Below are 22,077 nucleotides of genomic sequence, written 5' to 3' on the forward strand. Positions count from 1 at the left end.
TCTTTAGTATTTTTCAAGAAATAGCTTATTGGGTACAAGATACAGGTGGATGCTGCAACAACACCTGCCTCAAATATTGCCCAGTATAAGACCGATCGCACTTCGCCACCTCTTCCGGCGTTCCCACTGCAATAATCTCTCCTCCCTTATCGCCACCTTCCGGCCCTAAGTCAATTACCCAATCGGCGCAGCGAATTACATCTAAGTTGTGTTCGATCACCAAAATTGAATTACCTTTATCCACCAATCGCTGCAAGACATCCAGCAATTTGTGAACGTCGTAAAATGATAAACCCGTTGTGGGTTCATCTATTAAATAGAGTGTTTTTCCGGTGGCGCGACGAGATAGTTCGGTTGCTAATTTCACTCGTTGCGCTTCGCCGCCGGAAAGGGTGGGTGCGGATTGTCCTAAATGGATGTAACCCAAACCGACATCGACTAAAGTTTGTAAGCGGGTGACTGCTTTGGGAATATTTTGGAAGATATCCAAAGCTTCTTCGATCGTCATGTTCAAAACATCTGCGATCGACTTCCCCTTGTACTTCACTTGCAGGGTTTCGCGATTGTAGCGATCGCCTTTACAAACTTCGCATTGCACGTACACATCCGGCAGAAAATTCATCTCGATTACATTCACCCCTTGTCCGCCACAAGCTTCGCATCTTCCACCTTTCACATTGAAGGAAAATTGTCCCTGTTTGTAACCTCTAGCTTTCGCTTCGATGGTTTGGGAAAAGATATCGCGGATGACATCGAAGACTCCCGTGTAGGTAGCTGGATTGGAACGGGGAGTGCGACCGATCGGCGATTGGTCGATCACAATTGCTTTGTCGATTTCGTCTAATCCTTTGACAGTATCCAACTCTTTGGGGAAAGGTACTTTGCGAGTCAGGTGATGTTGCAAAGCTGGATAAAGCAATTCGTTAATTAAGGTAGATTTTCCTGAACCGGAAACTCCGGTAACGGAGACAAGTTTACCAAGGGGAACTTCCACATCTATATATTTAAGGTTATTGCGATAGCAATTTTTTAGGAGCAGGGATTTCCCATTTCCCTCTCTTCTCTGTGCGGGTGTTTCAATTACCAGTCTTCCCGATAAATATGCACCCGTCAGCGAAACTTCCGCCGCCAACAAAGTCTCTATATTCCCTTGCGCTACTATCCCCCCACCGTGAATCCCCGCTCTAGGGCCAATATCAACTAAATGGTCGGCGGCGCGAATCGTTTCCTCGTCGTGTTCTACTACTATTAATGTATTTCCCAAATCGCGAAGTTTGGTGAGAGTTTTCAGCAACCGACCGTTATCTCTTTGATGCAAACCGATACTTGGTTCGTCCAAAACGTAGAGGACGCCAGTCAATCCAGAACCGATCTGCGTGGCGAGACGAATGCGTTGCGCTTCTCCTCCGGAAAGTGTCATCGCCGGACGATTTAAACTGAGATAATCCAACCCGACATCGAGGAGAAATTGCAACCTCGCTTTGATTTCTCGCAGTACCAAATCCCCAATTTGCGCTTGTCGATCGCTCAACTTCAGATCGTTAATCCTTTCCTTACACTCGGCGAGCGAAACTCCCGTCAAATCCAAAATCCGATACTGCCCCAACCTCACAGATACCGCTTCCGGTTTCAACCTCTTACCCTGACAAACTTCGCAAGGTCGATCGATCAAATACCGATCCAACTTCTGCTTTTGCAATTCCGATGCACTTTCGTCGTAATACCGTTGCAGCATGGAAATTACCCCGGTATACTTTCTGTAATCGTTGCGATCGTGCATCCAAATCGGTTGTTCGGAACCGTACAAAATCACCTGTAGCTGTTCCGCCGTTAACTGCTGCCAAGGCGCGTGCAGTTCAAACCCGTGTGCTTTTCCCACACTGTAAAGCAAGGAAGTATAGTAAGAAGTTTCCTTTTCCGCCCAAGGTGCGATCGCTCCTACAACCTGCGCTTTTGGGTCTGGCACTACCAAGTCTGGGGAAAATGTTCGCAAACTTCCCAATCCGTGACAGTTCGGACAAGCACCGTAAGGCGAATTAAAAGAAAACAAACGCGGCGATAATTCTTCCATTACCGCGCCATGTTCGGGACAAGCAAAGTTCTCTGAAAATATCAATTCTGGCGGTAATTCTGCATAGCTATTGACACCGTTTTCCCCATCCTTTATTATATACGTACTATCTTTTCGCGACGCGCTTACCTTATCCGATGTATTATTTAATACCTCAATAACAGCAATTCCCTGTGAATGCCGCAAGCAGGTGCTAAGAGAATCGACCAGACGCTCCTGAATATCGGGTTTCTTAATCAGCCTGTCAACGACGATATCTATATTATGTGTATGATTTTTATCTAACTCGATATTTTCATCGAGTTGTCGAACCTCCCCATTTACCCTAACGCGCACAAATCCTTCCGAGGCGAGACTGGAAAGTAGCTTGCGGTGAGTGCCTTTTTTCCCGCGCACGACGGGTGCTAGGATTTGGAAGCGCGTACCGTCGGGAAGTTCCAGAATGCGATCGCACATTTGGTCGATCGTCTGAGGCGCAATCGAGCGATCGCAATGCGGACAATGAGGTTCGCCAGCGCGTCCGAACAGCAACCGGAGGTAATCATAAATTTCCGTCACCGTCCCGACTGTGGAACGCGGGTTGTGGGAAGTGGATTTTTGGTCGATCGAGATTGCTGGGCTCAGACCTTCGATCGCATCCACATCCGGCTTATCCAATTGTCCCAGAAATTGTCTCGCGTAGGCGCTCAGGGATTCCACGTAGCGACGCTGCCCTTCGGCGAAGATCGTATCGAAAGCGAGGGAAGACTTGCCGGAACCAGAGACGCCAGTGAAGACAATGAGGCGATCGCGAGGCAATTCCAAATCGATATTCTTCAGGTTATGCTGCCTCGCACCCCGAATGCGAATCGAATTTTGGTTATTCAGATTTACCCCGTTGGGAAGATGACCGTTTTTGGTGTCGGCAGCGTGGGACATGAGAGACAGAGTGCGATCGTGCTTAACTATCTTAGCGCTGTGGGGATTTTCGGGTGGAGTGTAAACCGACCTGAGAAAGCGGGTTTTTGAAGAGAAATTTCCAGTCGGTATACTAAAATAGTTAGGCTTGCTTGAGAGTTTCCCTCGTAAGCAGGGAATACTTGTTTATAGCGTAGTTATACCGCAGAAAGGATATGCCACTTTGTGGTAAGTGAGTAGAACTGGTTTTATGACAATAGACTTCGGCAATATCAAAAGCTACAATCCTGATAGAGGATTTGGATTTGTCGGTCGTACTTTTTTTGATCCTAATGGAAAAGTTTTCTTTCACATCAAAAAAATCAAGAATAAACATCCTGAATTAGCCCAAAAATTGGACAATAGCGAAGCTTTTGGAACAGTTAATTTCTGGTATGAAATTGAAAAAAATGAAAAAGGCGAACAAGTTAGTAAGGTTTGGCTAAGCACAGAAAATATCCCTCAAAGCTACAAGCATGAATTATGTGATTTGATCCAAAAAGTAGAGAGTATCTGGAAAAATGTAGACTCTCCAAAACCTAGTTGGCTTGACCTTGTGACAACAGAGTTAGTTGGGGTTGATCGCAGACATGAACTAAGTGTTGAGCGAGATAACTTAGAAAGTCAACTTAGAGCAGCAGAGGAGGAGCGACGCAGGGAGGCAGAAGCTTTACGAGAAAATGAAATTAGAAGAATAGCTAAGGATCATAAGTTAACAAAACCGGAAGCTGATGAGTTAGAGCAACTATTAGCAGAGATGCGTCCTTTAAAATTTACACATAGTAAGGAACTCTCGAAATATATTAAAGAACATCAACTTGGTTATAGGTATCCAAATATCTCAGGTATTGTGAGAATGGAAGAAGCAGGCAGAGAATGGGATTTTCATGGGGGATTTCCTCCAGATATTTATAAAGTTATTTGCAGGGAACTCGACTTGGATAACCAGGGGACTGATGCCAGAGCAATAAAATTTACACCATTTAAAGATGTCTATTAAACAAATCAAGAATAACGAAGAACTCGATCAATAATAAATAGGAATTAGAGAGAAATGAGTAAACCCTTTTACAAAAATAAACTTACAGGCAATTATGGTGTCCTTGAACGACAAGTAAAAGTATTCCCAAACCAGTCTTCCTATCGTCAACTTAGGCTTGTAAAGGCTGTTGGCGGAATGGTTGAGTTGAGTCATCAGCACGAAAATGTCACGACTGAAAATCTAGTTCAAGTCTCACCGAAGGAAGTTCAAAAGGCTCTACTAGGTTTTTAGTTAAGTTGTTGAAGCCTGCCTAACAAGGATTTCATCAATATCCCTCACGTTATTTGCTGCTATGTCTGCTTCTGCTTTCGCAATCAGAGCATTTAATTTACCTGCTGCCAAATCTTCTTCCATTTGTCTATCCCACTTTTCATTTAAATAGTTCTGAATCCAACCAGCCAATTGGCGGATATCATTTTCTGGAAGTTGTTTAATCGCTGCTTCGATTTCTGCCAAAGCCTTCATATAGTAAAATTTGTTTTGGTATTGCAAAATTTGAGTCAATCAACCGTAAATTTCGCTACGGTGTCCAATTTTGTGAATAGTGATAATCCTTGATTCCGTGCTGAAGGAATAAACTACCCGGTAATCACCAACTCTTAGCTTAAACAAACCCGCCAAATTCCCTGTCAAAGATTCAGGGGTAATCAAGTCGAAGTTTGCAGCTAACCAATAGATTTTACGGGTGATGCGGTTTTTCACAACTTGGGTTAGCCTTTCCAAGCTAACAAGGGCTTCTGCCTTTAACTCAACAGAGTAGTCCATTAGCGATCTAATCCTAGTTTTTTGACAGCTTCATCAAGTGGGATACCGCGTTCCCCAGCTTTTGTGCTATTCAATGATTCTATCAACTGCTGCTTAACTTCTGCTTTAATTTCCTTTCCTTCATCAGGATCTCCAAAATACTCGTCCAGACATTGTTCGACAATATGCCTAATTAGGTCTGAGAGTTGTTCAACTGTCATGTCTTTGACTTGCATTTCCATCTCCTTGGCATGGTGAATGTTAATATTTTAGCTTGTTTGGCCGCAAATTATTAATATCGATAGTATAATTATTGCAAAAATAAATTTCAATAATTTCATCAATATCGCTGATGGTTTTTAGGATAGTTTTCAGTCCATTTTAGTGGACTTTCGCTATGACGCTGCGAATTGATTCGCAGGCGGGTGAATGCGCGGGTAATATCTCCATAATTGGTTTGGAATCAGCGAAACCTATCGCATTTGTTGGGTTTCGTACCTCAACCCAACCTACATCGCACTGTGTACCCTGCGGGAAGGCTTGCGCCTACATCTGTGGTTTAAATAAAAAAATCTAATACATCTCACATTGCAGCAGCTACCGTTCACGGTTTAGATTACCTGTTAACCTGGAATTGTAAGCACATTGCCAACGCGCAAATTCAGAGAAAGCTTGCAGAAATCAGCCTTGACTTCGGATACGAGTTACCCATCCTTTGTACACCTTACGAACTGTTGGAACGTTAATATGTTGCAAAATGAAATATTAGAAGAAATCCACCGCATTCGTGACGAATATGCAAAGTCATTCAACTACGACTTAAACGCAATTTTTGCTGATTTGCGGAAACAGCAAGCTGAAAGCGGCAGGGAAGACGTGAAATTGTCGCCAAAAAGCAGTCTAACAAGCCGTTGGAGCGGACGCAGCCAAAATAGTCGGTGATGCGCTAGCGATCGCTTCACATCGAACTTAAATCGAATGCGATCGCGTCAGCAATGCCTACCATTATCGCCAATTCTTGGCTGCTAAACTTAGAGCGATCGCCTTTAATTTTTTGAGCCTATCTTTGTATTTATTCCTATGAACTTTCCACCTCAACTCCAACAAAATATCGAAAAATGGGCAACCATTCAGGGACTCTCACCAGAACAGTTTATTTGGCAAGCTGTAGCCGAAAAAATTGATGCTTTAAGCCAGAAAGCGGCAGAAAAACATCCCGAACAAAATTCGGAATTAACAAATATACCGCCATCTAACCAATCAAAAATCTATCGAAAATCAGGAATCTTAGTAGTAGATACAGAATTACCAGAAAGCTTTGATCTTAATACTTTCATAGATGACTTAAGAGAAGAACGTATTCAGGATCAAATGGCTTTATGAAAGTATTGTTTGATACCTCTGTTTTGGTTCCTGCATTAATTGTCAATCATCCCAAGCATTCTGTTTGCTTTTCAAGGCTCAAAGCAGCAGAATCTAAACAAATTCAAGGGTTTATCTCAACTCACAGCTTAGCAGAAACCTATTCTGTAATCACGCGGTTGCCAATTCAGCCACGCATTACTACCCAACAAGCTCAGAGTATTATTGTAGATGTTTTGCAGTATCTTGAAGTGATTCCACTGCTCTCCAATGACTATCAAATTGCCATCAATCAAATGGCAACTTTAAACATTCCCGGTGGCGGTATTTTTGATGCTTTAATTGCTCAAGCTGCCCTTAAAGCTGAAGTTGGTGTTATCCTAACTCTTAATCCCAATCATTTCACTCGTTTGGGAAGTGCGATCGCTGCTCTTGTGCAAGTCCCTGCGTGATGGACTAAATTTAACAAGTCGCGATCGCGGACAGAGCCAAAATAGTCGGTGATGCGCTAGCGATCGCTTCATATCGAACTTAAATCGAGTGCGCTCGCGCCAGCGATGCGTAGCATTATCGCCGACTCTTGACTGCTAAAATTAGATCGATCGCCAATTATTTACGATCCTACAATTTTTCCATTCAACGTTTTCTGAATTAAAGTAATTAATCCTTATTTATATAATACATAAAAATTGTTGATTTGGCTATTAAATCTCTTTGTTAATAGCCGTTTTAAGCCGTTCTAATTGTTCTACAATTGTTTCAAAATTAGGAGGATTTCCTAACATCATGCCCTGCATAGCTTGATAATCATTTCTAAGAGTTTCAAGCAATTTACCTTTTGGAACTAAATTAAAATATCCCGGTATCGCCTCCTCCAATTTCATCCAAGCTCTATTGAAAAAATCCTGAGTGTGCTGACGAACATCCTCTCTCAAATTTGGATCGGAAATTGCTTCTCGACCCAGCTTTTGGTAAATCATCGCCACGTCATAATAATGACGAGAGATTCGTTGACGATCGATCGGTAAGCGTTCTTCATCTCTATGTCCACAAGACCAACCATGCAAAATCATCACCTTATCCCAGAAAGTTCTCTCTGGCTTAATTGTGATAATATTGGGTACTGAAAAGTCCCAATCTGTAAGCGTACCGTTAATCAAAGCCTCGATCGCAAGTTTTTCGTGAGGATCGAGTGCTGAACGACCACCGCCTTCAAGTTTGACGCGAGGCTGAATATACGCAGCGCTAACCTCTGCAAATAGGCTGGGATAATGAAATAGGAGCGTTGATTCATCTCGATCTTCTGTATCCCTTATTACCCTACACCCAGATACTACAGTCAAAGCTATAGTTTCTAAATCTTCTCTCAACTTGTTACAAATATATTGAGAAGTGGCTTGCATTATACTTTCCGAACGGCGCTTTCGTTCCTTCCCAGATATTCCTGGTACTGCGGGATCTTTGCTTTCATCAAAACCGATATCCTCACGGAAGACTGTAAAATCAACATCTTCAGAGAAACGATCGATTAAGTTATATCCTTTTGACAGTGAAGTTCCACCCTTGAAGAGAAGCCGAGGATGATCCTCATTCAAACCATTGTAGAGGATATCGAGGACTAAGCAAACCCAAAAGTCTTTTTCTACATAGCTTGGTCGAGTATCAAGGTTCTCGGCTTCAGCCTCAAATACATCCTTGCGATCTTGCTGAGATAATTCAAGAAAGCGTTTAAATTCTTGATTCATCATGCAGCAATGCTCACACTCTGAGTAATGCTATCTACAATTCTCGCCATCCAAGAGGGCAAAAGATCTTTACCTTTGAGCAAGTCTTGTTTAACATCATCAGGCAAACGCGATCGCAAATTATTAATAACTTCCGTTCCAGAAGCTGCTTGTTTGCCAAGCCAATCTAGGGCTAAAACCACTGTTAACCCTGGGCGATCCAGCCACGACATTAAGTGCTTTTTGGCGTGTTTGAGATGAACAGTACAACCTCCCACTTTTAAGGTTCTTGTCGTACCATCAGTAAGATAAGCCATCTTAGCAGGAACAGCATTTGTCAAGCCTAAGCTATTCGCTGCAACAATGCCATCTGGCATAAACTTGATGTTATCTCGTCTTGCCAATGCTTTGATAGCAGCATCAACATTTGGTGGAGCCGGACGCTTTAAAATACTGCTCATGCGAGGAAAATCGTACAAACCTCTGCTTATACGCCGCAGTGAACCATCTTTAACTAAACGGGACAGTGCTTTATCTATAATGGTTCGACTACCAAGGTCGAGGAAATCACTAGGCGTAAAAACCCACCGACCGCGACCATATCCGCGAATCCGGTTCATAATTTTGTCTGCAATGCTAATCATGGCTATTCTGCAATGGGTTATATTGTCTGAAATTATAGCTTATTTTTCTGACATTAGTATACTGAAAACCGAACCACAGCAAGCACTTAGCTTATGCAGAGGTCAAACGAATGGCAGTCGGGCAACCCCGCTATAGCAAAGAAGAATTTGCCCAACGCGGCGATCTGATCTACGAAACTCAAATCCGCCCCTTAGTTGAAGCAAGCGATCGTGGCAAAATTGTAGCGATCGACATCGAAACCGGAGCTTTTGAAATTGATGCAAGTGAAATAGCTGCCTGCTTACGCCTCGAAGCGCATCACCCAGACGCTCAAATCTGGATTGTCCGCATCGGTTCCCGCTATGTACGTCGATTCGGTGAACGCACGAAAAGATCTGTATGATAACTGGAATCGTTAATGCAGACTTTGAACCTATTATTCCAATTTCAATGTCAATCTTAAAATCGTAGCTTAAAATATAACTACTTTGGATGGTGATCGCCTATTCTTAAAGCCCCTGTGCCCCTCGGCTGCTTTTGTTCGTAAGCAATTTATTCTGAAGTTACAAAAGTCCTTAAACCGCTGAAGATCCATAAGGACATTGAAAATTCTTTCCAAAACCTTGATGTGTACTAGGAGGCGAATTTGATGGTTCGTTAGTCTCGCAAATTTTATCTGTAACCGATTCGTCTTGGATAGAAACTGCGCCCATATAACTTTTTAATCCAGGCTTTTTAGCTGTAGCTGTTATAGCAGTCGCCAAGGCGCTTAGTGCATTTTTGCTCATTCAGCGGAGTTAAAATGCAATGACAAAGTGGGCATTTCGACTTCGCTCAATGACTTAAGCGCCAAGGCGGTTGCTATACTAGAGCTTTAGTTTTATCTGCCCAGACAATTTCATAGTCATAATCTTCAGTTCTTGACTCAATATTTAATTTCAAATTGCTATCAATTTTGGCACAGATCACTCGGTTAAAGCACTACCAAGGGCTACCAATCATCGTAAAAGCTGCCCAATAAAAAGGATGCTTGAAATCTCTCGCCTGTGCCGCTGCGAGTTTAGCTGGCAGAGACATCCCACCTCTGAGCATTGGCCCGCGCAATTGACCACCTTCCAAGCGCACATCTCCCCGCAGCATACCTATCTGCGCCTGCCTCAACGCCTCAGCTTTGATCGGCACTACCCTTAAGTGCTGATAAAACTCAGTCATCAGCGCCAAAGTTCCCTCATCGCTAACACTCCACAAACTAGCCAGCACCGTCTTAACACCGCTGTTAACTGCCAAACCCGCAAATCCCATCTCCGCATCTTTATCTCCCACCGCCGTGCGACAGGCACTCAATACCAACAGATCCACTGGCGGATTATTCCACTGCATTTGCCTCATTCGATCCAGTGTCAGTTTAGAATCCCAAAACTGAATGTAAGAGTTTCCCGGTGCGCCAGACTTGAACTCCGCATGAGTTGCTAAGTGAACAATTCCAAACCGCTGCGAAGCGCGTTGCGCCCTTAAATTATCTAAAGTAAATTCTTGATTTAAAAACTGTTTCCCTTGCCAAGAACCAGGCCAAAGCACACCTGAAAGATCCTCCATAATAGCTGCTAATTCCACAGGAACAGCAGCCAAGGGAGCTTGTTCTTTAAATTCCGACGCTCCCATTGCCAATACAGGCGAATTCTTAATATCCCTGTACAGCGTATCGGTCATATTGAAAGCAGGGATAAGTGCGATGCTGTACTTTTCTACCAAAAACTTTTGGCCATCATGCAATGCTGCCAGCGGTATGCTACGCAGACCGCCACCCATGCAAAAGATGATAGTATCAATTTTATTATTTTGCAGATCGGCATCCAAAGGTGCGATTATCCACTTATACAATTGTCCAGCTGGAGCCAAGTAACTGGTCGTATTTAATTTTGTCAGATCTGTGATTTCTTGAGTGAACTGTTTCGTTGCATTTCCCAGTGCCAAGCGATTAGCTTCTGCTATGCTCTTACGAATAGTTTTACCCCCAGGAAGGACTAATACCAATTCCAGCTTGTTCGGTGTTGGAACCGCGTAGATAAGCGCAGGTTTTTTCCCTGTTTCTGTAGCGAGTTTTGCCAAAGTTTCTCCTATCTCAGGAGCGCCCCTGGAAGTGTCAGATAGATTGGCTTTAAAGTAATTCTCATAATCCTTTTCCCAGCTTTGCTCGATCGCTGTCACAGCCTCAGTCGAGGACTTCACTTTGTCAAGGCTTTCCCCCAACGTAGGAGTTGCACCCGATCGCACTGGCGCTTTTTCTGGGCTGACTTCAGAGATGGGGGTAATACCTGCTTCGACTGGAGTTTTGCTTAGGTAATCTTTTATATCAATGTAGATCGGCTGTTGCGTAACTTGGGTCTCGCCTCTGGTAATTGGAACTGCCGTAGTGCCAACGCGGACATCCAATAGCTCTTGCAAAACTTGGTTGGGATCGTCCGTATTCTCAAGAGTAAATAACACCTCGCTGCAACCACTGCCAGGACTTTTAGCAACGCACACTACAGGTTGGCGGTTTATCATCCCAGTGGTAATGTAATTGAGCGTTCCATTGTCGTAGTAAGTCTGAAATCTCTTAGAAACTTCGACACAGCGACTTGAGGGGGTATAACCCGCACCGCTAAAATAAGTGGAAACCCATCGAATTACCGGGATGTCTCCCCGCGAGGTGCGCGCAACCGTGGCTGGAGTATCCTTTCTTGCACCGCAGAAGAAGTTTGCGCTTTCAGCAGAACCAGTCTGAGTGGTGGTAGCCGTACAACCCAGCGCAAATGCAAAGGCAGTAAATGTTTGAACAACTAACTTAATTTTCATCACGGATATTTAAGCTCCTCAAATTGTGGCTTCGAGGATGATATGCGTCCCCGGTAGTGGAAGGAAGCTAGAGGCCCTAAAACCCAAAGTTGGTTTCACTGCGATCGCAATGCGCTGGGCTACCACCCCACCCCCAACCCCTCCCCGCAACAGGGAGGGGACAAATTCTTCACCCTCTCCTCTGGAGGAGAGGGGGGTTAGGGGGGTGAGGTTTTTCCCGGCGATATTTGGTAGCAATGCGCGAACTAACCACAGACGTATTTCGCACGAGGATGAAAAAGTTAATCGGCTGTTTTAAATCTAATTAGATCACCTAGAAGCTAAATCTCTCTAATGAGGGATTTCAATCTGCTGTCTTTCGATAAGGCAGGGATGACAACAGCGTCTGCATATTCGCGATCGCGGATTGTTGCGGTGTTGGGCAACATTACTATAGTACCGGACTCCCAGGCGAAGCGCTCAGTGCGATCGCCTAGCTGGGCGATCGTTAGGTAATTAAGCGGAAACGAAATCACCCCACCTCAAAGCTTTCAGTAAATTCCTCAGTTTATCCTGAACGACAAAATCCCTCGTTGAAAGACATTGATATAGATACAAGCTCTCCGAGTTTCTACATAACTAGCCCAGCGTTTACCCTCTGATGGCGTCTTCTGCCAGCTGAGCAGATTTGATGCGCTGCTTCGTCTGGTTCTGAGAAATCTGGGGAATCAATACAGGGGTCGTATGCCAAGAGTAGTGTTGAAAACAGAAGCGAGTCACCCAATGCTGGGTAATTTACTGGAAGAACGTTACCAAATTATTCAAGTTCTCAATGCCGGAACATTTGGGCGAAGTTACATTGCCGAAGATATATTATCACCAGGCAGACCCAAATGTGTCATCAAGCATATCAAACCCGCCAGTAACGACGCCAACTTCTTGGCAAGCGTTAGGCGTCAGTTCCTCAGCGAAGCAGACACCTTGAAACGGCTGGGCACAAACGATCGCATTCCCCAGCTGTTGACTTCCTTTGAAGACGATCGCGGATTCTACTTGGTGCAAGAATTCTTTCAAGGACAGCCGCTTTCCGCCCTACTGCCGACCAGCCAACGCTGCGGCAAACGCTGGAAGGAAAATCAAGTTATCCAACTGCTACAAGAAGTCTTAAGTATCCTAGAATTTGTTCACACTCAAGGCGTTATCCATTGCGATATCAAGCCGAACAATATAATTAAACGTGCTAACGATGGCAAATTTTCTTTGATTGAATTTGGCGCACTTCAGCCAGTGCGGACGCCATCTGTCCAGCAAGAACAGCTAGATGCTACTTTTTCTCTTCAACCAGCAGGGTACGTACCGCCAGAACAGCTCGCATATCAGCCACATCCTAATAGCGATATTTACGCGCTAGGTACGATCGCTATTCAAGCACTGACGGGACTTTCTCCAGCGCAGTTACAAGCAGATTCCAATCAAACAAGCTGGCATCAACAAGTGCAAGTTTGCGATCGACTGGTTTCTGTACTTAACCAAATGGTACGCTCTGACTACAGAGTACGCTATCAAACTGCAACAGAGGCTCTGCAAGCACTCCAGAATGCGGTCGGAGCGAATCGCGAGTTAGAAGTCCCGCAGAACAGTCTAAATGCGATCGCTCTCCAGACGCCAGACATCTCGTTAAATTCGATCGGGCCGGATTCAGAAACCGCAACCCAGGAGTCCGACCCAATTGAAGATTTAGCTCAAAACTCTTTCTCTGAATCTTCACCTTTAGAATATCTCGCCTTTGCGATACCGGAAACAGAAGTTTCTGACGCGATCGCCATCCCAGATCGTACAGCAAATCTACCAAAAACACCAGCTAAGCCCGACAAAAGCAAGCCTGTTTCTAAAGCCCGCAAAAAAATATCCCCTATGATGACGGCATTTGGGATTGGCATGGCCGTTAATGCGTTAGTCATGTTGGTGGGCTCCTTTTATATATCCCAACCTGACCCTACTCAGTATAAACAAGTCGATCGATTCATTGACCAAGTGCAGTGGGAGGAAGGAGCTAAAAAAGTCTGTCAAATTCCTCGGATCTGTTTTTGGCAAAAGAGCGATCGACCTACTGTCCAGCAAGAAAAAATCTAAAGTCCAGTGGAAGCTTACGAATTGCAGAAAAAAGCCTTTGCTCTAGGCGAAGATGGAGATTTTGCCGCAGCTTTGAAATATAGCTAGTGCCAGTTGTCAGTTGTCAGTTGTCAGTTGTCAGTTGTCAGTTGTCAGTTGTCAGTTGTCAGTTGTCAGTTGTCAGTTGTCAGTGGTAAAAATCAATATTTCCAGAGCAATCATTGGCAATTTTTAGTGGTGAGTTATTTCCGCCATCCTGCACTAGGGACTAGGGGAAGAAGGGTTTAGAATCAAGGGCTTCGCCGTGATAGCTCAGCCGAACGGTTTGGTGAAATTCAGAATGTCCTAATTGACTTTCATCGGTTGCTATATGTAGCGGCAAAGCCAATGTTTGCGACAATTAATTGGTTATATGCAAAGTTTTTTTTCGGCAAATACTAGGACTTACCCCTTTTTCATTTTTAATGATAGTGAAAGCCTCAAGGGTATGGCGATCGCAATGTATTCATCTATACAAAATTCCCAGAAATCAATCTTTTTTAAATAAAATTATTAAACGTCTATAGGTAACTCAACCCCAGGATTGGACGAAACATCTTCCTGTTGAGCGGCACTTATCGCACTCCTTCGTGCTTCTATAATTTGACCGACCTGGCGGGCAAAGCTGGGTTGACGTTCTATCATCTTATTGACAGCATCTGAAAAGATGACAATAACTTGCAAATCGTCAATAGCGGCGATCGATACTGGACTCGGTTCCCCACTAAAGAGTGTCATCTCGCCAAAGAACTCACCCAGGGAGAGAGCCATGACCTCCTGCTCCTTGTCAAAGTCGTTCGTGATAGTGATTACAGCCTGACCGGCGATGATAATGTACAAGGCATTACTGCGATCGCCCTGCCGGATAACCGTCTCTCCGGCACCAAATTTCTGTACAACGGTTCCCTTAGTTAGGTCAGCCAAGCTCTCCTGTTCTCTAGCTAGGGGCATAAAGCTAGGAATTGAGTGCAGGTTTTTTGCCAACATATTTGAAGGGCTATCTGTCTTGGTCGGCGGTTGCGTGGAATATTCATATTGATACTGATGGAGCGAGAGGTTGTTTCGCTGCGCTGCGTACCAGACTCGCGTCATAAAGCTGTCAAGTATGTGTCCCACATCCTCAAAGTTTTCTACAAAAAACTCCACCTCGTAGCTAATTGCAGTTTGATCGTAGGATTTAGTTGTAACTTCTGGCTCCGGTTCGGCCAATACTCCTGGTGTAGCCAAAACTATACTTTTTAGCACCTGCTTGACCAAGTTGGGGGGACTCTCGTAGGAGAAGCTAACACTGATGGTTTGGTTGTAAAGGCCGTCTGGTTGGCTGTAATTCCAGATTACTTCTTTGCCAATAAACTGATGAGGAACGACAACCACCTGGCGCTGGGATGTGAGCAGGCGAACAGAGCGCCAATTGATGTCAATCACTCGACCTTCGATATCTCCAACGCGCAACCAATCGCCTACCGTGAAGGGGCGCTCGAAAAGAAGCGCAACGCCAGACATGATACTGCCCAATGTGTCCTGAAGCGCCAAACCGATCACAATCGAGCTAACGCCTAAAGCAGTAGCCAGACCTGCCAGATCGGCACCCCACACTGCCGCCAGCACGATCGCGCTTCCCGCCAGCACCAAAAACAGTCTAGCGAGATCGATCAGCAGTTTGGGCATTCGTGCCCGCCATGTATTTGCGTCAGCGTCTTCAAATAAGACTGCATTAATCAGGGAGAGAGAGGCGTGGATAACGGATAACCAGAACAGCGTTTCGATAATCTTTACAAAATTCCCGCGACCGTCCAGGTTAACGACATGATTAACGAACAGCATGAACACCAAAACGGGTAGGACGAGGTTCCTTACGAGTATCAATGTCGCTGCGATCGGCTTACCGTGCCTTTCTAGATGATGAATAGCCTCTCCCAGCATAATTACCAGGAGCGGGAACCCAAAGCCTATTGTTATCGCCCAAATCAACCATTCGGAGTTTGCGCTCATACTACTTATCAGATTCCCATTCCTTAGTTGCTTTAGCAGTTACTGGTTGTTGGGTACTTTTCAGTTGCCAAGCCACTAGCTTTTGTTTTCCAGGTTCTTGGATTTCCCCAACCCGCTCAAACTCGTAGAGGTCTTCCAAGCGATCGTAGATGTTTTGGGACACCAGGATAGCTCCCGCCGGGCAAGCTGACCTCAGCTGGTTGGCAGTATTGACAGTATCGCCCCAAACGTCGTAGAGCATTTTATTTTTGCCCATGATGCCCGCCACCACATCTCCTGAATTGATACCAATTTTTAGGTCTAGGTGCAAGCCTTTTTCATAACTATATCGGCGGACAAAAGCAAGCATTTCCACAGCAAATTCTACCATGCGTTTTTCATGATCTAGACGCGGCACACTCAGTCCGCAGGCTGCCATGTAACCATCCCCAATGGTTTTAATCTTATCTATACCGTATTTTTCGGTCATTTCATCGAAAGCTGTTACCATTTCATTGAGCAGGGCAACAACTTCCTGAGCGGACATTGATTGATAAAGGTGGGTGAAGTGGTGGAGGTCGGAGAACAATACCGTGACATTGGAAACCTGCTCGGCGATGTTTTTCTCTCCACCTTTGAGGCGTTTGGCTATAGGGGCAGGAAGTATTCTTAAGAGTAATTTCTCATTTTCGCGATTTTTCTGTTCGATCAGATTGGCGTGATTGCGAAGGCTGCTTACTGCTTCGTTGAATGACTTCGCTAACTCTCCAAATTCATCTTTAGATTTCGATGTCACAACTGTATCAAATTCTCCAGCCCCCACCCGGCGGGCACCAGCCATTAAAGTTTTGATGGGTCTGGTAAAGATGTTGGCAAGCCACATCCCCAATAGCGTGATGAGCAGCATGATTAAAGTAGCTGAAATCAAAACTCTTTTTTGAAAGTGGTCGATCGGGGCATAGGCTTCAGAAACATCTATCTTGGCGATGATAACCCACTTCAATCCATCGATTTCTAATGGCGCGTATGAATTCAAAACTGGAATACCGCGATAATCGTTGATAATCCACGTCCCCTCTTTACCTGCCAACCCTGCATCTGCTGATTTTGTTCGCACTTCCTGTAGGAGGATTGAGGTGTTGTACTCTTTTATTTTGTTAATGGTCTTCTGATCGACGCCGTTGTTTCGCAGGGTTTTTGCATAACCTTCTGGGTCTTCAATCAGGAAACGGGACGCAGAGCGCATTAGATAATCCTTCCCGACTAGAAAAGTTTCTCCTGTTTTGCCCAGACCAATCTTTTGCCAATTATTATCATTTGTCATGATGCGATTAACGGCATCAATGGGTAGCTGGAACGCCAAAACGCCTATCAATTCCGTTCCTTCAAAAATGGGAGAGGCGACGAATGAGGCTGGCGCTCCGTAGGACGCTTGCCAAGGCTCGAAATCGACAATCTCTACAAACTCCGTACTCTTCGCTTTTAGGGAATCAGCTAGAGCCTTGCCTAAGTTGCTCTGACTGTAGCGTCCGTCTATCAGGTTTGTGCCAAAGTCAATTTCTTTGGAAAGCATATAAACAATGTTACCCGTTGTGTCGATTAGGTACATATCGTAGTAGCCAAATCGTTCAGCTATGTTGCGAAAACGGGGATGGTAGCGGGCGTGAACACTGCTATACTTGCTTTTGTCACCCGCATCGTCAAGGAGAAATTTCTTGCCAACAGGGTTGGAGTTAGCTGCGATGTAGTGGTACTGGAGGTAACGGGTAGCAGTTTTATTGGGTATGTAGGCTTCGATTAGAGGTTTACCTTCGGTAGTTTTCACCAGTCTGGGCAAAACTTCCTTCGTGTAGTAGGCATCAATCTTGGTGTTATACTCGGCAGGGACGTTAGCTTTGGTAAGCTCGGCGTAGGCTGCCTTAAACTCTTTCATGGCAGCAATGAACATATAGTCATCGCTAAGCGTCTGGGTATGCTGGACGAGTCTTTCAAAGTAATCTTGGATTTGATAAGTTCTAGCAGCGCGAAGGCTGGTTAATTGGCTGAAGACTCTTTCGGTGAGAAGAGCTTTACCAGCACTAGAGCATATCAAGGTGCTGGCCCACATCGCGCCGAGGCTGACCACCAGTATCATAACTATGAATTTTGTCTTTATACTTAACAGGTTGAGAAATCGCATAGGTACATTCCTGTTATTTTTAGAGTTATTGCCGTGCAATGGTTAATTTAATACCATTTCCCCAGCTAAAGAAAATCAATACTTAGGTATAGTTAAAGTCCTGGGAAAGCCTGTACCCAAGCTCAATTCATCAACTTTTCCCCTTCCCTACTTGACAAAAGGGTAGTTTTCTTAAAATATCACGAATGGGGGGAGATAAGGAGAAAGATTTTCCTGAATTGTGAAACTTTTACGATCGATCGTCTTTCCACTGTGTGACGGGTGGCTCAGTCTGGGCTAACAACCTTCCTTGCGAAATTACATAACGCACAGTCGCTCGACGCCGAATCGCATCATAGCGACTATCAGCATCCAACACAATTAAATTCGCAGGCTTTCCTACCTTAATACCATAATTATCTTCCAGATGTAAAGTTTTAGCTCCATGACTTGTCACCATATCGAAACAAGCATCTATCTCAGCCATCCCCGTCATCTGACAGACATGAACCGCCATGTGCGCCACATCCAGCATATTACCTGTCCCCAAACTATACCAGGGGTCTTGGATACAATCATATCCCAAACTAACATTCAGTCCGGCTTGCCACAATTCCTTTACTCGCGTCACGCCTCGGCGTTTGGGATAAGTATCGGTGCGTCCTTGCAAAGTAATATTAATTAACGGATTGGCAATGAAATTAATTTGCGATCGCGTCAACAATCCCATTAACTTTCCAGCATAAGCATTGTTATAAGAACCAAACGCAGTCGTATGGCTAGCAGTTACTCTCTCACCTAATCCACTCCGAATTGCACAAGCCCCCACCACTTCCAAAAAACGCGATTGTTCATCATCAATTTCATCGCAGTGGATATCAATTAGGCGATTATATTTTTGCGCTAATTCAAAGATCCGATGTACCGATTTAACCCCATCTTCGCGGGTAAACTCATAGTGAGGAATTCCCCCCACCGCATCCGCACCCAACTTGAGCGCTTCCTCCAATAACTCCTCATTTCTAAGATGACCATAAACACCATCTTGAGGAAAAGCCACCACTTGTAAAGTTATCCAATCTTTGACTAATTCTCGTATTTCCAATAAACCTTGCAGTGCTATCAATCTGGGTTCGCTCACATCAACATGACTGCGAACAAATAAAACACCCTGAGATGCTTGTTGCTGCAAAGTTTTTATTGCCCGTTCTTTCACATCTTCCAGAGTCAGACTTTGCTTGCGTTCTCCCCAAATTTTAATCCCCTCAAACAAAGTGCCGCTTTCATTCCACCGAGGTTCACCCGCAGTCAAAGCCGAATCTAAATGAATGTGCGACTCCACAAACGGCGGACTAACTAATTTTCCTTCTATGTCCAATTCCAACTGGGCAGTTTCGCTCAAATTAGGGGCAATGGCGATAACTTTGCCATCTGCAATTGCAATATCAACTTCCCGATCGAGTAAAAGGCATCGGCGGAGAATTAAATCCCATGATGTTGCTGTCATAAATATACCTTTTTACTTAGTTTTACAAAGTTTACAGTAATTTTAAACTGTGTTAGAGTAAAAAAAGGTGAATCCTCAGTAGGAAACAGTCCTATGACTTATGCACCATCAAAACTTCTCACCTTCGAGGATTTTCTTGCCCAATACCGCGACAATCCCTGCTACGAACTGGCTGACGGAGAACTACTGGATATGGAGCCCACAGGTCCCCACGAAACCGTCGGCGGCAAACTAGCGACCAAAATCGGCATTGCCATTACAAACGCGCAACTCCCCTGGTTTATTCCCCGAAATTGCCTGATTCGCCCCTTCGCTGATGCCATCACCGCCCGCAGACCTGATATTGTTGTCCTTGATGAAACTGTTCTCCTCAGCGAACCCCTTTGGGAACAGGAACCCATCATCACCCTGGGTCGATCGATCGAACTCGTGGTCGAGGTCGTTAGCACCAACTGGGAAACCGATTACGCACGTAAAGTTGAAGAATACGCCCTCTTAGGAATCCCGGAATACTGGATTGTCGATTATCGAGGACTTGGCGGAGTCGCTTTCATCGGTAGACCCAAACAGCCCACCTTCACGGTCTGTCAGTTGATTGGTGATGACTATTTCCAGCAGCAGTACCGCCTTGGTGAGGCGATCGTTTCTAGCATCTTGCCGAACCTGCAACTTCGACTTGATGACATCCTACCCCGTTGAATAAAAAAATACACCCCCATTCTGGGGGTGCTAGATCAATCCATTAAAAGTAGCAAGCTCGGTTGAGAACTCACCCGAAAAGCTAAGTGATGTTTTCCTCGGTTGCGGTTCTATTATTCAGTAACGTTAGGTAATCCAACTTCCGCCCCAGAACGACTCAATAAAGACTGCTGGCGATTCTTGATGGTTCGCTGATGATTCAGCATTAGAGAACGGGCTTTTGTTTCGACTGTACCGCGATTGGATTCGTAGTTGATATAGCTCATAGTTTTCGCCTCAAAATCAAAATGTACTCAAGTGAGGCGCGTTCCTTCGGGATAATTCCCTACTTCCGTCTCCACCGAGTCCCTAACCAACTATCTGGTTGAGCTACTTGAAGAGATGAACGATTTGTTTCTGTATCTATTGTTACTGTTTACCGGCTAAATGTCAAGTTCGACATAAAACTTTACAATTAGGCCGGACTAAGCGAAATCATCGTAAGGTTTAGAAGCCTACAGCATAATTTTTGATTTGCCGTAAGAGGATGTCACGCGCTAAAGTAGCAAGTATGAGTGACAAAAGCGAAGGTATCAAAATCGTTAGCGATAATCGCCAAGCCCGTTATCTCTACGAAATCCTAGAGACTTACGAGGCTGGAGTTGAGCTGAAGGGGACAGAAGTCAAGGCCATTCGCGAGGGCAGGTCTAACTTGCGAGATGGATACGTCTTGATTCGCAATGGCGAGGCGTGGCTGCTCAATGTCCACGTTTCACCTCACTCAACTACTAGCCAGTATTTTAACCATGAGCCGCTTCGCACGCGCAAGCTGCTGCTGCACAAAGAGGAAATCCGCAAGCTGATTGGCAAGGTGGAACAGAAGGGTTTAACCTTAGTGCCTTTAAAAATGTATTTGAAGAAGGGTTTGGTTAAAGTTACTGTCGGTCTTGGCAAAGGTAAAAAGCTGCACGATAAGCGGGAAGATGTGAAGAAACGGGATGATAAGCGCGAGATGGAACGCGCTATGAAGAATTTTTAAGTCGCCATTATACTTGTCGCCCACACCCGCCTGCGAATCAATTCGCTTTTCTTATAGCGAAAGTCCTCCTAAGAGACAAATATGTAGGGGCACGGCGTCCGAGATATTTTGCAGTAGAAAATAAGGTTAATTATGCCGTGCCCCTACTCAGTTACCTGGTGGGGAAGATGGGAAATTAAATAGGTAAAATAATATACCAAAAGAGTAAAGGTAAGAGTTATGACTCAAGAACTCATCGATTTAAGAAAAAGCATTTTGGAAGCAATGGGCATGATTTTTCGTTTATAGAGCCATTACATCTGCTAACAGACCCGCCTGGGGTTCAAACCCCAGGCTAATAGCGAAAGTCCTCTGAAGAGGACTGAAAATCTAAATTTGGAGTCTAGGCTATTAGACCTAAGAAACCGGGTTTTTTGCCAAAAATTTCGGTTTTGCGGTGGGATTAATGGCAAAAAACCCAGTTTCTGACTTTGTGCAAGGTTTGGATATTTTTTACCGCAGATGAAAGCGGATGAACGCAGATGAACGCAGATGGGATATGTAGATTTCTTGCTACGCAGATAATGGCTGTTTTTGAATGATTTTTTTGATATTCTTTCAGTCCTCTTCAGAGGACTTTCGCTATAAGAAAAGCGAATTGATTCGCAGGCGAGTGTGGGTGATACCGTTATGATTTATTGGCTACATTATCATTATATAGCTAGGGACTACGGGCTAGGGGCTAGGGGCTAGGGAAGAAGGGTTTAGAATCAAGGGTTTCAGGAATTAAGAATGTCTTAACCGCCCTGGCGGTTGCTATAAGTTTTCAGGACGACTGGCAATTTATAGCCCTAGTTTTACAAATCTCTATAATAGAATCTGACAAAATATCGGCCCATTGCCAACCTCAACGAAGGGTAGTGTAATCTTACCGAAATATCGGAAATATCTGATATACCAACCATCCTAACCCTAGTCCTAACCAAGAAGTTCCAAGCAAAATTAGAAATGTGTGAAACTTGCTGAATGAGTTGAGTAACTCTTCCTCAGCCCAAGACAAAGCCGAACTCCCAGCAAAAGTCGAAGCAAAAGTCCAAGCATAAGCCCAAGCATAAGCCCAAGCCCAAGCCCAACTAAAAGTCGAACTCAAAGCCAAAGCCAAAGCCGAAAGTGCTGAGAAGAATCCTAAAACTGCATAGCTTAACAAAACTGCTGTTAGCCAGCGCATATCCCCCCTCTTCAAACAAATCCCTGACGCGCACGATAATTAAAAA

The 22,077-nt window shown here is 44.6% G+C and carries 23 protein-coding genes, 1 pseudogene and 1 riboswitch; of the genes and pseudogenes, 9 read left to right on the plus strand and 15 right to left on the minus strand.

Annotated features, from left to right (window positions below):
* Positions 1-25 precede the first annotated feature (25 nt).
* Entirely contained in the window at positions 26-2,989 is a 2,964-nt protein-coding gene (gene uvrA, locus LAY41_RS16535; protein WP_249100026.1) for an excinuclease ABC subunit UvrA, read from the minus strand.
* Between the two features lie 229 nt (positions 2,990-3,218).
* On the opposite strand from uvrA, the gene LAY41_RS16540 reads away from it, so the two are divergent.
* Positions 3,219-4,007 carry a cold-shock protein gene (locus LAY41_RS16540; RefSeq protein WP_249100029.1) on the plus strand — a complete coding sequence of 263 codons (789 nt, stop codon included), beginning with the start codon at positions 3,219-3,221 and terminating at the stop codon, positions 4,005-4,007.
* 273 nt (positions 4,008-4,280) lie between these two features.
* On the opposite strand, the gene LAY41_RS16545 is transcribed toward LAY41_RS16540, so the two are convergent.
* Genes LAY41_RS16545 through LAY41_RS16555 form a run of 3 tightly spaced genes read right to left on the minus strand, consistent with a single transcriptional unit; the run spans position 4,281 to position 5,029 of the window.
* Positions 4,281-4,553, minus strand: a complete 273-nt coding sequence (locus LAY41_RS16545) for a hypothetical protein (protein ID WP_249100032.1) — start codon at positions 4,551-4,553, stop codon at positions 4,281-4,283.
* On the minus strand, positions 4,554-4,814 hold the full coding sequence (locus LAY41_RS16550) for a type II toxin-antitoxin system RelE family toxin (protein ID WP_249100035.1): 261 nt from the start codon (positions 4,812-4,814) through the stop codon (positions 4,554-4,556). It lies immediately after the preceding gene.
* Positions 4,814-5,029, minus strand: a complete 216-nt coding sequence (locus tag LAY41_RS16555; protein WP_249100037.1) for a hypothetical protein — start codon at positions 5,027-5,029, stop codon at positions 4,814-4,816. Before LAY41_RS16555 ends, LAY41_RS16550 begins: the two co-directional genes overlap by 1 nt.
* Before the next feature lie 348 nt (positions 5,030-5,377).
* Here LAY41_RS16555 and LAY41_RS16560 point away from each other — a divergent pair.
* From LAY41_RS16560 to LAY41_RS16575, 4 genes and pseudogenes are all read left to right on the plus strand, one after another.
* Positions 5,378-5,539 (plus strand): annotated as a pseudogene (locus LAY41_RS16560) (type II toxin-antitoxin system VapC family toxin); the annotation flags it as partial.
* A gap of 1 nt (position 5,540) precedes the next feature.
* Positions 5,541-5,735: a hypothetical protein gene (locus LAY41_RS16565; protein WP_249100040.1), complete on the plus strand. Its 195-nt coding sequence runs from the start codon at positions 5,541-5,543 to the stop codon at positions 5,733-5,735.
* Between the two features lie 138 nt (positions 5,736-5,873).
* Positions 5,874-6,176 (plus strand): hypothetical protein, encoded by a 303-nt coding sequence (locus tag LAY41_RS16570; protein WP_249100041.1) that lies wholly within the window; start codon positions 5,874-5,876, stop codon positions 6,174-6,176.
* Entirely contained in the window at positions 6,173-6,607 is a 435-nt protein-coding gene (locus tag LAY41_RS16575) for a type II toxin-antitoxin system VapC family toxin (protein ID WP_249100044.1), read from the plus strand. The genes LAY41_RS16570 and LAY41_RS16575 overlap by 4 nt, the downstream gene beginning before the upstream one ends.
* Positions 6,608-6,859: 252 nt before the next feature.
* Here LAY41_RS16575 and LAY41_RS16580 read toward each other — a convergent pair whose 3' ends face one another.
* Both LAY41_RS16580 and LAY41_RS16585 read right to left on the minus strand, forming a co-directional pair.
* Positions 6,860-7,903, minus strand: a complete 1,044-nt coding sequence (locus LAY41_RS16580; protein ID WP_249100046.1) for a nucleotidyl transferase AbiEii/AbiGii toxin family protein — start codon at positions 7,901-7,903, stop codon at positions 6,860-6,862.
* Positions 7,900-8,523, minus strand: coding sequence for a DUF6088 family protein (locus tag LAY41_RS16585; RefSeq protein ID WP_249100048.1), 624 nt, complete (start codon positions 8,521-8,523; stop codon positions 7,900-7,902). The genes LAY41_RS16580 and LAY41_RS16585 overlap by 4 nt, the downstream gene beginning before the upstream one ends.
* Before the next feature lie 110 nt (positions 8,524-8,633).
* Here LAY41_RS16585 and LAY41_RS16590 point away from each other — a divergent pair, with 110 nt between their 5' ends.
* A complete protein-coding gene (locus LAY41_RS16590; protein ID WP_249100051.1) occupies positions 8,634-8,906 on the plus strand; it encodes a hypothetical protein in 273 nt (90 codons plus the stop codon).
* A 172-nt stretch (positions 8,907-9,078) separates the two neighbouring features.
* Here the strand turns inward: LAY41_RS16590 and LAY41_RS16595 are convergent, their stop codons facing one another.
* The 4 genes from LAY41_RS16595 to LAY41_RS16610 form a co-directional block, all read right to left on the minus strand.
* A complete protein-coding gene (locus LAY41_RS16595; protein WP_249100055.1) occupies positions 9,079-9,291 on the minus strand; it encodes a type IV pilin-like G/H family protein in 213 nt (70 codons plus the stop codon).
* 193 nt (positions 9,292-9,484) lie between these two features.
* Positions 9,485-11,341, minus strand: coding sequence for a CHAT domain-containing protein (locus tag LAY41_RS16600; RefSeq protein WP_249100058.1), 1,857 nt, complete (start codon positions 11,339-11,341; stop codon positions 9,485-9,487).
* Positions 11,342-11,359: 18 nt separating this feature from the next.
* Positions 11,360-11,578, minus strand: a complete 219-nt coding sequence (locus LAY41_RS16605; protein WP_249100061.1) for a hypothetical protein — start codon at positions 11,576-11,578, stop codon at positions 11,360-11,362.
* A gap of 83 nt (positions 11,579-11,661) precedes the next feature.
* Entirely contained in the window at positions 11,662-11,856 is a 195-nt protein-coding gene (locus LAY41_RS16610) for a hypothetical protein (protein ID WP_249100064.1), read from the minus strand.
* 208 nt (positions 11,857-12,064) lie between these two features.
* Here LAY41_RS16610 and LAY41_RS16615 point away from each other — a divergent pair, with 208 nt between their 5' ends.
* Positions 12,065-13,453 (plus strand): serine/threonine-protein kinase, encoded by a 1,389-nt coding sequence (locus tag LAY41_RS16615; protein WP_249100068.1) that lies wholly within the window; start codon positions 12,065-12,067, stop codon positions 13,451-13,453.
* A gap of 531 nt (positions 13,454-13,984) precedes the next feature.
* Here the strand turns inward: LAY41_RS16615 and LAY41_RS16620 are convergent.
* From LAY41_RS16620 to codA, 3 genes are all read right to left on the minus strand, one after another.
* Positions 13,985-15,463: a mechanosensitive ion channel family protein gene (locus LAY41_RS16620; protein ID WP_249100071.1), complete on the minus strand. Its 1,479-nt coding sequence runs from the start codon at positions 15,461-15,463 to the stop codon at positions 13,985-13,987.
* A 1-nt stretch (position 15,464) separates the two neighbouring features.
* Positions 15,465-17,576, minus strand: a complete 2,112-nt coding sequence (locus LAY41_RS16625; protein ID WP_249100077.1) for an adenylate/guanylate cyclase domain-containing protein — start codon at positions 17,574-17,576, stop codon at positions 15,465-15,467.
* A gap of 274 nt (positions 17,577-17,850) precedes the next feature.
* On the minus strand, positions 17,851-19,107 hold the full coding sequence (gene codA, locus LAY41_RS16630) for a cytosine deaminase (RefSeq protein ID WP_249100080.1): 1,257 nt from the start codon (positions 19,105-19,107) through the stop codon (positions 17,851-17,853).
* Between the two features lie 93 nt (positions 19,108-19,200).
* Between codA and LAY41_RS16635 the strand changes: the two genes are divergently transcribed.
* Positions 19,201-19,806: a Uma2 family endonuclease gene (locus tag LAY41_RS16635; protein WP_249100084.1), complete on the plus strand. Its 606-nt coding sequence runs from the start codon at positions 19,201-19,203 to the stop codon at positions 19,804-19,806.
* 113 nt (positions 19,807-19,919) lie between these two features.
* Here LAY41_RS16635 and LAY41_RS16640 read toward each other — a convergent pair whose 3' ends face one another.
* Positions 19,920-20,072, minus strand: coding sequence for a hypothetical protein (locus LAY41_RS16640; protein WP_249100087.1), 153 nt, complete (start codon positions 20,070-20,072; stop codon positions 19,920-19,922).
* A gap of 35 nt (positions 20,073-20,107) precedes the next feature.
* Positions 20,108-20,196, minus strand: a riboswitch (Glutamine riboswitch).
* A 160-nt stretch (positions 20,197-20,356) separates the two neighbouring features.
* Between LAY41_RS16640 and smpB the strand changes: the two genes are divergently transcribed.
* Entirely contained in the window at positions 20,357-20,824 is a 468-nt protein-coding gene (gene smpB / locus LAY41_RS16645; RefSeq protein WP_249068529.1) for an SsrA-binding protein SmpB, read from the plus strand.
* 907 nt (positions 20,825-21,731) lie between these two features.
* On the opposite strand, the gene LAY41_RS16650 is transcribed toward smpB, so the two are convergent.
* Entirely contained in the window at positions 21,732-22,031 is a 300-nt protein-coding gene (locus LAY41_RS16650; protein ID WP_249100090.1) for a hypothetical protein, read from the minus strand.
* Between the last annotated feature and the right edge of the window lie 46 nt (positions 22,032-22,077).

The organism is Argonema galeatum A003/A1 (assembly GCF_023333595.1).
Lineage (GTDB): Bacteria > Cyanobacteriota > Cyanobacteriia > Cyanobacteriales > Aerosakkonemataceae > Argonema > Argonema galeatum.